10 protein-coding genes are annotated in these 12,782 nt (G+C 64.3%); 8 read left to right on the top strand and 2 right to left on the bottom strand.

Annotation, left to right across the window (positions count from 1 at the left end; translation table 11 throughout):
* Nucleotides 1–421 precede the first annotated feature (421 nt).
* Nucleotides 422–2,344: an ATP-binding protein gene (locus U5A58_RS06325; protein WP_321960757.1), complete on the top strand. Its 1,923-nt coding sequence runs from the start codon at nt 422–424 to the stop codon at nt 2,342–2,344.
* 18 nt (nt 2,345–2,362) lie between these two features.
* Here U5A58_RS06325 and U5A58_RS06320 read toward each other — a convergent pair whose 3' ends face one another.
* The gene (locus U5A58_RS06320) at nt 2,363–3,052 is read right to left on the bottom strand and encodes a helix-turn-helix domain-containing protein (RefSeq protein ID WP_321960756.1); all 690 of its coding nucleotides are present in this window, start codon (nt 3,050–3,052) and stop codon (nt 2,363–2,365) included.
* Between the two features lie 106 nt (nt 3,053–3,158).
* Between U5A58_RS06320 and U5A58_RS06315 the strand changes: the two genes are divergently transcribed.
* The 6 genes from U5A58_RS06315 (at nt 3,159) to U5A58_RS06290 (ending at nt 10,076) form a co-directional block, all read left to right on the top strand.
* Nucleotides 3,159–4,058, top strand: coding sequence for a TauD/TfdA dioxygenase family protein (locus U5A58_RS06315; RefSeq protein ID WP_321960755.1), 900 nt, complete (start codon nt 3,159–3,161; stop codon nt 4,056–4,058).
* Nucleotides 4,059–4,093: 35 nt separating this feature from the next.
* Nucleotides 4,094–5,539 carry an aldehyde dehydrogenase family protein gene (locus U5A58_RS06310; protein WP_321960754.1) on the top strand — a complete coding sequence of 482 codons (1,446 nt, stop codon included), beginning with the start codon at nt 4,094–4,096 and terminating at the stop codon, nt 5,537–5,539.
* Between the two features lie 32 nt (nt 5,540–5,571).
* Nucleotides 5,572–6,858 carry an MFS transporter gene (locus tag U5A58_RS06305; RefSeq protein ID WP_321960753.1) on the top strand — a complete coding sequence of 429 codons (1,287 nt, stop codon included), beginning with the start codon at nt 5,572–5,574 and terminating at the stop codon, nt 6,856–6,858.
* Between the two features lie 88 nt (nt 6,859–6,946).
* Nucleotides 6,947–8,089 carry a porin gene (locus U5A58_RS06300; protein ID WP_321960752.1) on the top strand — a complete coding sequence of 381 codons (1,143 nt, stop codon included), beginning with the start codon at nt 6,947–6,949 and terminating at the stop codon, nt 8,087–8,089.
* Nucleotides 8,090–8,258: 169 nt separating this feature from the next.
* Nucleotides 8,259–9,455, top strand: a complete 1,197-nt coding sequence (locus U5A58_RS06295; RefSeq protein ID WP_321960751.1) for an NnrS family protein — start codon at nt 8,259–8,261, stop codon at nt 9,453–9,455.
* A gap of 96 nt (nt 9,456–9,551) precedes the next feature.
* Entirely contained in the window at nt 9,552–10,076 is a 525-nt protein-coding gene (locus tag U5A58_RS06290) for a heme-binding protein (RefSeq protein WP_321960750.1), read from the top strand.
* 27 nt (nt 10,077–10,103) lie between these two features.
* Here the strand turns inward: U5A58_RS06290 and U5A58_RS06285 are convergent, their stop codons facing one another.
* Nucleotides 10,104–11,033 carry a FadR/GntR family transcriptional regulator gene (locus U5A58_RS06285; RefSeq protein ID WP_321960749.1) on the bottom strand — a complete coding sequence of 310 codons (930 nt, stop codon included), beginning with the start codon at nt 11,031–11,033 and terminating at the stop codon, nt 10,104–10,106.
* Here U5A58_RS06285 and U5A58_RS06280 point away from each other — a divergent pair.
* The gene (locus tag U5A58_RS06280) at nt 10,978–12,762 is read left to right on the top strand and encodes a gamma-glutamyltransferase family protein (protein WP_321960748.1); all 1,785 of its coding nucleotides are present in this window, start codon (nt 10,978–10,980) and stop codon (nt 12,760–12,762) included. The genes U5A58_RS06285 and U5A58_RS06280 overlap by 56 nt on opposite strands.
* The last annotated feature ends 20 nt before the right edge of the window (nt 12,763–12,782 follow it).

Genomic DNA, 12,782 nt, shown 5'->3' with positions numbered 1-12,782 from the left:
CCTTTCTGTACAGTCAGGAGCCGGGAAAGTGGGGAAATTGCTATAACGCATTGCATGAAGGGGTGGATGAGCTGCGTCAGTCGCTTGCTGCAAACCTGAAGCCTCCAAATCCAGCTTTCAAGGTCAAATGGGGCAATCGGCGGAGTGGAAGATCTTCCTTTTTAAGGGATGGCGTGAAACGAATGAATTACCGGCTTGCTAATTGACGCATTGCACTAGTCGGCATTCGCGAATATCCGGATTTAAAGACGAAGAACGACCATGTTTCAGCGAATAATCTCACGCCGTGCCTGAAATGGAGAAAGGCGCTTTGCCACGCACCGTTCATGGAAGCCTGTCGATGCATGTTTGCGGACATCGGCGGGCTGGCGTGCTCGCCGCGCTTTCGAGTGCTTTGGCGCGGGTGCGCGGGCTTGCCGAAGTGACAGGGACAATTACGCTCGTGTGGCTGCTCATTGGCGCGGCGGCCGCGCTCGCCGCGGAACCCGCGCGCGTGGAGATCCTCGCGGGCGCAGACCCGATACAGCCGGCTGTCCTGGTGCAGATCAAGGCGCTCAGAAGCATACTGGAGACGTCCGCTGCAAACGGTGCGGAAGTGTATCTCGACGCACTCGACGGCTTTCGCTTCGGCTCCGACGACCTCGCGCCCGAATTTCTGGCGCTAATGAAGAAGAAGTATGCGGATCAGCGCATCGATCTCGTGGTGGGAATAGGCAACCATGCCGCCGATTTCGCATTGAAGAATCACGCGCAGCTATGGCCCGGCGCCCCCGTACTGCTGACGAGCGTGCCTGAAGAGTGGTTTGCGCAGCACACGCTGCCCGCAGGCTTCAATCGCGTGCCGTTTCGGATCGACATCACGAAAACGCTGGCGATCGCGGAGGACCTCCAACCCGACGCGCATCGACTCGTGGTGATCGGGGGAGCAACTGACACCGATTACTCATTCATCGATCGCGTCGCACAAGTGGCAACGTTGCACGGCGCTCATTGGAGCAACGTCGAAACATGGCGGGGGCTGCCGTTGCGCGAGATCGAGCAGCGGCTCGCGCGCCTCGACAGGCAAACGGCCGTGGTCTATACGACCATGTATCGGGACAGCGAGGGTCACCGATATTTGCCGTATCAAATCGTGCCCAATCTGGTCGCGGCTTCGCGTGCGCCCATCTACGCGTGGTATTCGACCTATCTCGACGGTGGGGTGACGGCGGGCGCCATGTACGACTTCGAAGAAAACGCTCGCTTGACCGCGCAAGCCGCGTTGTCGATCCTGCGCAGCCCAGGCCGCGTCGACGGGCCGGCGTTCCCCGCGCTGCCCGCGTGGTGCACGGCAAACGTCACGCAACTGGAACGCTATGGTCTTTCTGCCTCGGCGCTGCCAGCGGAGTGCCGGTTGATCGACTTTCCCAAGTCTATTTTCCGCGAATACCGCGGGGTGGTGCTGATCGCGCTGGCGGTGCTGCTGGCCCAGACGCTCACCATCGTCGCGTTGCTGGCGCAGCGCCGCAGCCGCCGGCTTGCGGAAGCCGAAGTCACTGCGCGGCGCGGCGAACTCGCGCGGGCGGCGCGATTCGCGACGGTGGGCGAGCTGAGCGCCTCGATTGCGCATGAGGTGGGGCAGCCGCTGGGCGCGATCCTGAGCAATGCGGATGCCGCGGAACTGCTCATGAAGTCCTCGCATCTCGATGCCGACGAGTTGAGGGAAATCCTCTCCGATGTGAAGCGCGATGCATTGAGGGCCAATGACGTGGTGCAGCGTTTGCGCAGCTTGCTGCAGAAGCAGAGCGTAGCGTTCAGTCCGCTGCCGCTCGACGCCACATTGCAATGCGCATTGAAGCTGATCGCGCCGGAAGCGAAACGACGCAACATTAGCGTGGAAGAGAATTACGCCGCAGGCAATGCGGAGATCATGGGCGACCCGGTCCAGGTCCAGCAAGTCGTACTCAATCTCGCGATCAACGCCATGGACGCCATGCAGGATACCGGCCAGGCCACCCGTATCCTCACGATAAGCACGCAACGGCTTGCCGACGGCGTTGAATTCACCGTGGCCGACCGCGGCAGCGGCTGCGGGGCCGTTTCGGCGCAGCGCCTGTTCGAGCCGTTCTATACGACCAAGCCGCACGGCATGGGGCTGGGTCTGTCTATCGTCCGCTCGATCGTAGAGGCCCATCATGGGAGCGTCGAAGTGGCGTCGCGCGAAGGGGGCGGAACGGCCTTCACGGTGTGGCTGCCCTATGCCGGCGAGTCGCTCGATGTGGCGCGAGGGCGTGCGCCTCACCCGCAGCCGCGGGTGGCGAGGCTTGGCCGCGCCGGAAGCTCAGCCCAAAGAACCTCCTCTTAAGCCCGCCTGCGGAACGGCTCAGGCCGCGGTATCGGTTTCGGGCGTCACCACGTAGAGCGTGAGCATGCGGCTCAGTGCGTCGGTCATGGCCGTATCTTCCAGCCGCAGCGGGCCGGGGTCGTTCAGCGCCGCATTGATCATCGTGGCGATAACACTCTGGAAGCCGATTTTCAGCCGCGCCACCGCTTCCTTGTTGCGCCGCAGTTCCGGCATGCGGATGAGGTGCGCCGCGATCTCGTCGACGAAACCGCGCGCGAACTGCTTGATGGGTTGCCAGCCGTCGGCCGTATGGTCGCGCCGCTGCAGCGAAGCCCGAATCATGCCGCGATGCCTCAAGTGCCACACGCGCACGCTATCGACCACGAGACGCAGATACTCGGCGGCAGTCGTCGTGCTGGCGCCACTCCGATCCAACTCGACTGTGAGCGCGCGCTGCACGCGCGCCGCGTCGTCGAGCGCGAGACGCTGGAGCGCGTGAAAGAAGGCGTCTTTGCTTTCGAAGCGTCGATAGAACGCGCCCTTCGTGAGGTTCGCCTGACTGCACAGTTCGTTGATGCTCAGCGCCTCGTAACTGATCTCCGCAAGCAGGACCCGGCCCGCTTCCAGCAGGGCGTCGGCGGAGCGCTGGCCGCTGCGGTAGCGCGGCGCGACGAACCCGTCCCCGCTTTCCAGAGACTCGGACAACGGCTTTTCATCGTGGTGTGACATGGGAAAACCCTCGGTTGACCCGTCAAATGATACCCAATAGTATCTTTCAAAACGATACCCGTGAGTATCTTTTGTGCACCGGGTTCGAATCACCATGGAGAGAGTCATGCACGCCACCCCCGAAAGTCCCGCGATTGTCAGTGCGGGCGCCCTCAAGACGTCGTTCAGCATCGAGCCGATGTCGCCTGTGATTGGCGCGGAGGTCGGCAACATCGACCTCACGCAGCCGCTCGACGACGACCAGTACGCCGTATTGCGCGCCGCGCTGCTCAAGCACAAGCTGCTCGTGTTCCGCGATCAGGACATTAGCGCCGCACAGCAGGTGGCACTGGCGCAGCGTTTTGGCGAGCTGGAAGTGCATCCGGTTTTTCCGCATCACCCCGATCATCCGGAGCTTGTGGTGCTGGGCGGCGACAGCAAGATCCCCGGCCGCGAAAACGTCTATCACTCGGATGTGAGTTGGCGTGCGCGTCCTTCGATGGGCTCGATGCTGCGCTGTATCGAGTGCCCGAAGGTGGGTGGCGACACGATCTGGGTGAACATGGCCGAAGCGTACGCGCGGTTGCCTGAGGCCACGCGCAACGCGCTGGAAGGCCTTATCGCGGTCCATGATCTGCTGCCCGCATTTGGCACGCGCATGACGCCCGAGGAGCGCGAGTCGCGCCGCGCCGCATTTCCGCCGGTCATGCACCCCGTCGTGCGTACGCATCCGGAAACAGGCGAGCGCGTGCTGTACGTGAACGAAGCGTTCACAACGCACCTGGCGAATTTCATCGAAAAGAATGAGGTGCGCTTTGGCTTCGATTTCCGCCTGGCCGAAATGGATTTGCTGCAATACCTGTATCGCCAGGCGGCTGTGCCCGAGTATCAGGTGCGCTTGAAGTGGCGCCCCAACACGATTGCGTTCTGGGACAACCGCTCGACGCAGCACTACGCTATTCAGGACTACTTCCCAGCTCGCCGGCGCATGCTGCGCGCGACGATTATCGGTGACGTGCCGGTTTGAACGCAGGCCACTGACAATCCCGGGAGACTCGTTCAATGAAGCTGATCGATCAGGCATGGCGCACGCCGCACAACGCGGACGATCCCGTTGCGTTCCATTTGGCGGCACGTTTCGCAGCGCTGCGCGTGGCCTTCGCCGCCGCGCCTTATCCGGCCTACGCGCAACGGCGCGACACGCTCCAGCGCCTGCGTCACGCGTTGCGCCGTCACGCCGCCGATTGCGCCGCAGCCGCAGCGGCGGACTTCGGCGTGCGCGCCGCGGGCGAGACGATGCTCGTCGACCTGCTGCCTTCGCTGCTGCATATCGACCACCTGTTGCGGCATATGAAGCGCTGGATGCGGCCTTCGCGGCGCTCGCCCGAACTGTTGTTCAGCACGAATCGCGCCGCGGTCCAGTACCAGCCCAAGGGCGTGGTCGGCATTGTGGTGCCCTGGAATTTTCCGTTCTATCTCGCGCTCGGGCCGCTCGCCACCGCGCTCGCCGCGGGCAATCGCTGCCTGATCAAGACATCGGAATACGCACCCGCCTCTTCACGTGCGCTGCGCGCGCTGCTTGCGGACGCACTCGGCCCGGACGAAGTCGAGGTGATCGAGGGCGACGCGCAGTGCGCAAAGCGCTTTTGCGCACTGCCTTTCGATCATCTCGTGTTTACCGGCTCGCCGGCAGTGGGGCGCGAGGTGATGCGTGCCGCCGCCGACAACTTGACGCCCGTTACGCTGGAACTGGGCGGCAAGTCTCCGGCGCTCGTCTCGCGCTCGGCCGATCTCGCGCGTGCGGCGCGCCGCATCGTTCACGGCAAGACGGTGAACGCGGGCCAGATCTGCGTTGCGCCCGACTATGCGCTGGTTCCCCGCGAATCGGTCGAAGCGTTTGTGGCAGCGGCCGCGCAGGCCTTCGAAGGATGGGTGGGCGACGGCGCGAACTATACGTCGATGATCGATGCGCGTGCACACAGCCGCATGCTCGAACTGCTGGAGGACGCACGCGCGCTTGGCGCGAAGGTCACCGTATGCGGGTCGTGCGCGACGACCGGACGCCAGATTCCGCTGCACATCGTCACCGGCGTGCGTCCGCAGATGCGCATTGCACGCGAGGAGATCTTTGGCCCGCTGCTGCCGGTGATCGCGTATGAAACCTTCGGCGATGCGCTCGACTACGTGCGCCGGGGCGAGCGTCCGCTCGCGCTTTACTGGTTCGGCTCCGATGCGCGCGAGCGCGCCCGCGTGATGCAGGAAACGCACTCCGGCGGTGTCACGCTCAACGACTGGGGATGGCACGCGATGAACCACTCGCTGCCTTTCGGCGGCACCGGCATGTCGGGCATGGGCAATTACCACGGCGAAGAGGGCTTTCGCGAGCTTTCGCATGCCAAGGCCGTGTTCGCCGAGCATCGATGGTTTCTGGTCGAGTTGTTTCATCCGCCCTATGGCCGTGCGGTTCAGCGTGCGGTCTTGCGCTGGTACTTCGGCTCAGGCCGCTAAGCCGCGCCGTCTCACTTCCAGAAAACACAAGCATGCAACCCACCTATCAACCCGCGCGCGCCTGGTTCATGACGCTCATGCTGTTCCTGCTCGTTGCGATCAATTTCATCGACAAGGTCGTGCTCGGTCTCGTCGCGGCGCCGCTCATGAAAGAGCTTGGCCTTTCGCCGGCGCAATACGGACTGCTCGCGGGCAGCTTCTTCTTCCTGTTCGCGGTGACAGGCGTGGTGGGCGGTTTCCTCTCGAACCGCTGGCCCACGCGCTGGCTGCTGCTCGCGATGGCCGTGTTGTGGGCCGTTGTGCAGCTTCCGATTGCGTACAGCGCGTCGCTTGCCACCTTGATCGCCTGCCGCGTGCTGCTGGGCGCGGGCGAAGGGCCGGCGCAGCCCATCGCGATTCATGCTTGCTACAAGTGGTTTCCCGATGCAAAGCGCAATCTGCCTGTCTCGGTGTTCCAGCAGGGCGGCGTGTTCGGCATGGTCGTCGCGGGCATTGCCGTGCCCTGGATCGACGCGCGGTGGGGCTGGCGCACCAACTTCATCGTGCTGGCGGCGCTGGGTTTGGCATGGGCTGTCTTGTGGCTGATCGTCGGGCGCGAAGGGCAACTCGATGCACACGCAACGAACGTGGCAACGGGCCCGGATGCGGATGAACCCGCGCCGCGCGTGCGCTATCGTGCGCTCCTGACCGACCGCACCGTGGTGTGCATCATTGCACTGCACTTTGCGGCCTTCCTGACGCTGGCGCTCGCCCTGACCTGGCTGCCCGCCTACCTGAATCAGGGGCTCGGCTTTGCGCCGCAGCGCGCCGGCCAACTCTTCGCCGCGGTGCTCGTAACGAGTGCGCCGGTGAGCCTCGTGCTTTCCGCTTGGTCGCAGCGGCTCATGACGCGTGGCGTGCCATCACGTATTGCGCGCGGTGCGTTCGTTTGCGGGTGTCTGGCCGTTGGCGGCGTTCTGCTGCTCGGGGTTGCGGTTTGCGATTTCGGCCCATTCGTCAAGATCGCGTTGATCGCATTGGCGATCGCCACCACGCCGATCATTTATTCGCTCGGTCCCGCAATGGTCGCGCAGATCGCGCCAGCCTCGCAACGCGGCGCGGCGCTCGCCATCGAGTATTCGGTCGCGTGGATAGCAGGCATCGTCGCGCCGCCCGTAGTGGGCTGGCTGATTCGCGGCGCGCACGACAACGTAGCGGTGGGCTTCGAGCAAGGCCTGCTGCTTACCGGGGCGCTGCTCGTGGTGCTTGCGTTGGGCGGCCTCGTGGTGCTCAACCCTGAGCGGTCGATCGAGCGCATCGCACGCCGGATTGCGGCGTGATGTCAAGCATTCCGAATTGTCGTTCTCGACTGAAGTCGACGTTCGGCCAGCAATTGATAACTACGTGATAACTGCGACAGGAGACTCGATGCAATCAAGCAACACAATGCAGCTCAAGTTCGGCGGGGCGGCGCGGATGGCCGTTGCCGTGGCGATGGCTGCGTTTGGTTCGGCGGCGCACGCGCAATCGTCGGTGACGCTTTACGGAATCGTCGACACCGCCGTGCGCTATACGACCCATGCCAATGCTGCCGGGGACGACAAGGTTCAACTCGCCAACGGCGGTCTCAGCGAAAGCAACTGGGGGCTGCTTGGCGCGGAGGATCTCGGCGGCGGCAATCGCGTTGTTTTCCAGCTGGAGAGCCGGTTCTTCCCGAACTCCGGCATGAGCGATCCCGGTTATCCGTTCTTCAACACGGCGTATGTGGGTTTGCAGTCTTCCACGCTCGGCCGGCTGACGCTGGGGCGCCAGACCAACCCGCTTGCGGATGCCGTGCTGAAAACCTACGTGAGTGCGCAGTGGTTGCCGACGGTCTACCAGTTCCGCCCGGAAGTCGCGATGGCCCAGGGCGTCTGGGCCAGCAACATGGCGAAATACATTGCGCGCTGGCAGGACATCACGCTTGAACTCTCATACGCTTTCGGCGGACAAGCCGGCGCATTCGGCGCCGGCAGCCAGATCGGCGCCTCGGTCACCTATATTCCGCAGTGGCCGTTGCGCCTCGCCGCAGGCTATCTGGACACGCGCGACGCGATCAACAGCTCCGCGCACTTCAAGGCGTGGACCGCAGGCGCGGCGTACACGTTTGCGGAAACGACTGTCAACTTCGGCTGGGCGATGAACCGGCAGGACGCCGGCTTTATGGGGAATTTTCCGAACGGCCCGTTCACAGCCGCGCAACTCACTGCGCTCAAGTTCAATACGTTTTCTTCGCGTGAGATGTTCTTTGGCGGCGTTTCGCAGCTGGTTGGGGACAATACGCATCTTTCCGCCAACGTGTGGCGCACGCTGCAAGAAGGCAAGAAACAAAGCGGCGATGGCAACGCCACGCAATTCCAGCTGTTGGCCGACTACGATCTCTCGCGTGCGACGAGCGTTTATGCGGAAGCCGATTATTCGCTGTACCGCGGCGGCCTGGTCGGGGCGCAACTGCAAGGCTTCGTTGGCGTCAGTGCAGCGGCAAGCACCACGCAGCTCGGCATGATGGTGGGCTTGCGCCATATGTTCTGAGCGAGAGACGCGGCGCGGGCCGCGCCCGTTTTCTCGTCGAGCGTGGCGCCGGCAGGGAGCGGCCGGACTCGCGCCTGCGGCATTACATCGCGTTTTCAGCTTTGCAGCGGCATTTCTTCGCCAGTCCATATAACATGCATTGAAAATGTATGTATTGGCGAGGGCGATCATGACCGTCTTTCGAATCGAAGAACCCACCCCCGCGGCTCGCGGTGGTTTCGCGCTGTGGGCGCTCGGCTTCCGGCCGTTCTATCTTGGCGGTGCGCTCTTTGGCGGCGCGGCGGTGCTGGTCTGGATGGCCGCCTACGCCGGCCACCCGTTGCCGGGCCTCGCTTCATACCTGCCGGGCATGTTCTGGCACGTGCACGAGATGATTTACGGCTTCGGCGCGGCGATCGTAGCGGGGTTTCTTCTGACCGCCGTGCGCGCGTGGACGTCGGTCACGCCAGCACAGGGCAAGTCGCTGGCGGCGCTTTGGCTGCTGTGGCTCGCCGGGCGTATTACCGTTGCCTACGCAACGCCCGGCGTGGCCGCCGTGGTGGATAGCCTCTTTCTTCCCGCGTGCGCGATCGTGCTGCTGCGTGTACTTATCGGCGCAAAGAACAGCCACAACATCTTCTTGCCGGTCGCGCTCGGCATGCTCGCCGCGCTGAACGTGGCGTTCCATCTCTCGATGCTGGCGGGCCGCGCGGACTGGGCGCTGCACAGCGCGTATCTCGCCGTGGGCATGCTGGTGCTGTTCATTACGATCATCGGCGGGCGCATCATCCCGTCTTTCACGGCCAACGCTGTGCCGGGTTACACGGCACAGCGCTGGAATGGGGTCGAGCGCGCGGTGCTGCCGCTAAGCGCACTGGCGTTCGTGCTCGACGCGGTGTTCGGCTCCGGCGTGCTCGTCGCGCTAGCCGCGCTTGCGGCGGCGTGTGCACAAGGCGCGCGCATCTGGGGCTGGCGTTCGTGGCAAGTCGGCAACCGGCCGATCCTGACCATCTTGCACATCGCCTATGCGTGGATACCTGTTGGCTTCGTGCTGCTTGCGCTCGCCGCATTGGGTTTCGTCGCGCATACGCTTGCCATTCACGCGTTCACAGTGGGCGCTATCGGCTGCGCGATCATGGCGATGATCACGCGCACGGCGCGCGGACATACGGGCCGCAAGCTGGTGGCTGGCGGCTTCGATATCGCCTCCTATGGGTTGCTCGTGATCGCCGCGTTGATGCGTGTGGCGGGACCATGGCTCGCGCCACAGTGGCTCACGTTCTGGATCGAAGCTTCAGGTGCATGCTGGGTCGTTGCGTTCGCGGCCTATTGCTACCGCTACGCCGGCTGGCTCATCGCGCCGCGTGCCGATGGTAAGGAGGGCTGATCCTTCGGCCTTGCACACAGCGTGTTGCGCGAGTATGTTGGTTGGCTTGGGCTTGCCGCGCGTTTCGCCCCGGGCCCGCCGACGTAGGAGGGGGCAATGCATCACTCTGTTCAGATCGCAGCCACAGCCTGTCTCGTCTTTGTAACCACCGTGCAGGCTCAAACGTCAGCTTCCACGCCGCCGGATGCCGCTGTGCCGGAGCGCATGCCTTACGATATTCCTTACGGTTTGCCTATCGGGCTCGATGCGGCGAAGCATCTGCTCGCGCTCGCAGAAGCCGAGGCGCGCAAGCACGACTGGAAAATGAATATCGCCGTGGTCGATCCACATGGCGATCTCGTCGCGTTCGAACGCATGGATGGCGCGCAATACGCCTCCGTCGAGGTTTCCCAGAACAAGGCGCGCACCTCCGCGCGCTTTCGCCGCGAGACGCGCGTTTTCTACAACCAGTTCGAGAGCGGTCATGCCTACGTGGCCACACTCGACCATGGGCTCGTGGCTTCGCCCGGTGGCTTCCCGCTGGTCGAGGACGGCAAGTTGATCGGAGCGATCGGCTGCAGCGGTGGCACGGGAGATCAGGACGCCGTAACATGCAAGGCCGCGGCGGCCACGGTGAAGTGAGCGCTCGACGCGTTGGCATTTCCGCAGTCAATGCGGCGAACCGTATCCCTGCACGTTCAGCAGATGCTCGCGCATGCAGCGCGCGGCGGTTTCGCCGTCGCGCTCGAGAATCGCATCGACGATGGACTGGTGCTGCTGCGCGAAATGATGGCGCGTAGCCTGGTCCGTGGTCTTCTCACGCTGGGTTGGCTTGACCCGCATGCCGTTGATCACTTCCATGAGGGCAATGATCGCGGGATTGCGCGAGGCCTGCGCGATCAGCAGGTGAAAGCGCTGGTCCCATAGTTGCCACTCCTCATCGTTTTTCGCCGTCGCGTTTCTTTTCGCGCACTTCTCCAGCTCGGTCAGATCCTCGGGCGTGGCCTTCGCCGCGGCAAGACCGGCTAATGCCGGTTCGAACATGAGGCGCATCTCCGCGATGTCGGCCGGGCTCGTGCGCGAGCGCAGGCCGCGCAGCGTGGGCGCGAACTTCAGCGGCCGCGCGCCCAGGTAGGTGCCGCGTCCCACGCCGCGCCAGATTCGGCCCGACGCCTCCAGCGAGGCAAGCGCCGCGCGCAGTTCCCGGCGGCTCACGCTCAGGTCCTCGGCGAGCTTGCGCTCGGGCGGCAACGCGTCGCCGTCTTTCAACCGGTGTTGTGCGATGTAGGCAAGCAGGCTGTCGAGCGCGGATCTTTCCATGATGCGATGTGAACCATTAAGGATTGGTTCGATTCTAGCAGCCAGGTTGCGGCGCGCAAGCAACGAGGTCTCAGGGACTGACGAAAGCTGGGGTAGGCGGGCAAATTTAAGGGTTAACACCGGGTGCGGCCAAAAATCTTCCTTCGTAAGCTGATCGTGAAGGATTTTGGAACCAATAGTGAATGGTTCGAAAAAATCGAACCATTCGCACAGGGAGTGGAAGATGTCTTTTACAACGCGTCCGGAACTGATCGGGACCTTCGGGATGGTGGCCTCCACGCATTGGCTTGCCAGCGCGTCGGCGATGGCGGTGCTCGAGAAGGGCGGCAACGCGTTCGACGCGGCCGCCGCAGCCGGCTTCGTGCTGCAGATCGTCGAGCCGCATCTCAACGGTCCCGGCGGCGAGTTGCCGGTCGTGTTCTACAGCGCGCGGGAAGACCGCGTGCGCGTGTTGTGCGGCCAGGGTGTGACGCCCGCGGCCATGACGATCGAGCGCATGCGCGCGCTCGGGCTCGAAGTCGTGCCGGGCACCGGCTTGCTGCCCGCCGTGGTGCCGGGCGCGTTCGGCGCATGGATGACGATGCTGCGCGACTACGGGCAACTGCCGCTCGAAGACGTGCTGAGCTACGCGATCGGCTACGCGGAGCACGGTTATCCGGTGCTGCCGCGCATGTGCGCGTCGATTCTCGCGATCAAGGACTTCTTTCTCAGCGAATGGACGACCTCCGCCGAGCAGTGGCTGCGCAACGGCGACGCGCCTGCACCGAACGAGCTGTTTGCGAATCCCGCCATTGCGGCCACGTACCGCCGCATCCTGCGCGAGGCGAGCGCGAAAAGCGATCGCGCGGAACAATGCGAACTCGCGCGTTCGGCGTTCTACCGCGGCTTCGTGGCCGACGCCATCGACCAGTATTTCCGCTCGACCGACGTGCTCGACACTTCGGGCCGCCGCAATCGCGGCCTGCTCAATGCAGACGATCTCGCGCGCTGGGAGCCCACTTACGAGGAAGCGCTCTCGTACGACTATCAGGGCCTGCGTGTGCACAAGACCGGACCGTGGGGTCAGGGGCCGATGTTCCTGCAACAGCTCGCGCTGCTCAAGGGCTTCGATCTGGACGCGATGGACCCGTTCGGTCCGGATTTCGTCCACACCGTCATCGAAACGTCGAAGCTCGCATTTGCCGACCGCGACGTGTTCTACGGCGATCCGCGCTTTGCGAACATCCCGATGGAGACGCTGCTAAGCGACGCCTACAACGACGAGCGCCGCCGTCTTGTCGATCCGCACAAGGCCTCATTCGAATTCCGTCCGGGCGCGCTGCTCGACAGCGAAGCGCGCGCGGCGCGCATTCTGGCGAACGCGGGGCGGCAGCAGCCCGGCGGCTTCGGCCAGGGCGAGCCGACGTTCGCGCCGCTGCCCGAATTGCGCGGCGACACCGTGCATCTCGACGTGGTCGATCGCTGGGGCAACATGGTGTCGGCCACGCCATCGGGCGGGTGGCTGCAGGCGTCGCCCGCGGTGCCCGGCCTCGGCTTTAACATCACCACGCGCGCGCAGATGTTCTGGATGGAAGCGGGCCTGCCTTCGTCGCTCGGTCCTGGCCGCCGTCCGCGCACGACGCTCTCGCCCACGCTCGTCACGCGCGAGGGCAAGCCCTATGCCGCGTTCGGCACGCCGGGCGGCGATCAGCAGGATCAGTGGTCGATGCAGCTGTTCCTGCGTCACGTGCATGCGGGCATGAACCTGCAGGCCGCCGTGGACGCCCCTTCGTTCCAGACGGCGCATTTCCCCGGCTCGTTCTATCCGCGCTCGATGCAGCTCGGCAAGATGTCGGCCGAGTCGCGCTTTCCCGAGGCCACGCTCGCCGAACTGCGCGCACGTGGCCACGACCTCACCGTGGCCGAGCCGTGGGGGCTCGGGCGCGTCTGCGCGGTGGGCATCCGCAACGGCCTGATGCGCAGCGCGGCCACGCCGCGCCAGATGCAGGCCTACGCGATTGGCCGCTAAACACGTGCCACGCTCAACCG

The sequence above is a fragment of the Paraburkholderia sp. J7 genome (assembly GCF_905220155.1).
Classification (GTDB): Bacteria; Pseudomonadota; Gammaproteobacteria; order Burkholderiales; family Burkholderiaceae; genus Paraburkholderia.
Note: the sequence above shows the minus strand (reverse complement) of the source record. Positions and strands in the feature narration are given on the sequence as shown.

What these genes read in the sequence shown, in the direction of transcription:
- U5A58_RS06310 (WP_321960754.1), top strand. Translation starts at nt 4,094, where the DNA reads ATGAAGCTGATCGATCAGGCATGGCGCACGCCGCACAACGCGGACGAT.
- U5A58_RS06300 (WP_321960752.1), top strand. Translation starts at nt 6,947, where the DNA reads ATGCAATCAAGCAACACAATGCAGCTCAAGTTCGGCGGGGCGGCGCGG.
- U5A58_RS06290 (WP_321960750.1), top strand. Translation starts at nt 9,552, where the DNA reads ATGCATCACTCTGTTCAGATCGCAGCCACAGCCTGTCTCGTCTTTGTA.
- U5A58_RS06315 (WP_321960755.1), top strand. Translation starts at nt 3,159, where the DNA reads ATGCACGCCACCCCCGAAAGTCCCGCGATTGTCAGTGCGGGCGCCCTC.
- U5A58_RS06320 (WP_321960756.1), bottom strand. Translation starts at nt 3,052, where the DNA reads ATGTCACACCACGATGAAAAGCCGTTGTCCGAGTCTCTGGAAAGCGGG.
- U5A58_RS06305 (WP_321960753.1), top strand. Translation starts at nt 5,572, where the DNA reads ATGCAACCCACCTATCAACCCGCGCGCGCCTGGTTCATGACGCTCATG.
- U5A58_RS06295 (WP_321960751.1), top strand. Translation starts at nt 8,259, where the DNA reads ATGACCGTCTTTCGAATCGAAGAACCCACCCCCGCGGCTCGCGGTGGT.
- U5A58_RS06280 (WP_321960748.1), top strand. Translation starts at nt 10,978, where the DNA reads ATGTCTTTTACAACGCGTCCGGAACTGATCGGGACCTTCGGGATGGTG.